This window comes from Marinobacterium profundum, assembly GCF_001528745.1.
GTDB classification, from domain to species: Bacteria; Pseudomonadota; Gammaproteobacteria; order Pseudomonadales; family Balneatricaceae; genus Marinobacterium_A; species Marinobacterium_A profundum.
Map to the genome: position 1 here is coordinate 1 of NZ_BCNS01000071.1, position 507 is coordinate 507.

Annotated in this window: 1 protein-coding gene; it reads left to right on the top strand. The window is 51.7% G+C overall.

Annotated elements, in window-relative coordinates:
* A partial coding sequence (locus tag MPRO_RS26145) for a hypothetical protein (RefSeq protein ID WP_216821227.1) occupies window positions 1–244 on the top strand: 244 nt, incomplete at its 5' end.
* Between the last annotated feature and the right edge of the window lie 263 nt (window positions 245–507).

The window sequence follows — 507 nt, forward strand, 5'->3', positions numbered from 1 at the left end:
TTTAAAGACACCTAAAAAAACAGTCGCTGGTGTTTTAAATGCGGTAATGTTCAGCAGATCAGGAAGCGATCTGCGAAAGAGTCCGCGAATTGCGAGAGGTCATTTCCCTAAGCCACTATCTGTAATAACCCGCGGTGTCCAGGCTTGTACACCTACGACAGCACAGCTTGGAGCTATTCGGTATTGCGAAGCCGGGTTAATAGCAGAATCACCCCAGCGGCAGTACAGCAAAGAAGAGTTTTAAGACCTGGCAGAAAAAGAAAGAGCCCTTGGTTGCAGAGCGCAACGAAGGGCCTAAGGGGATGTTAGAGCAAAGTGATCAAAGTATGCGTTTAAAGCCGTACATTCACCGAATGGCGCTTCAGCCCGTTGACGATCTCAACCCTGCGGTGGGTCGGCTGCGGATTGATCGACAGGTGCTCGCCCAGCGCCACCGATTTGGAACCGTGCAATACCAGCGACACCACTTCCTGCGGGCTGATACTTGCCAGCGGATACACCTCATCC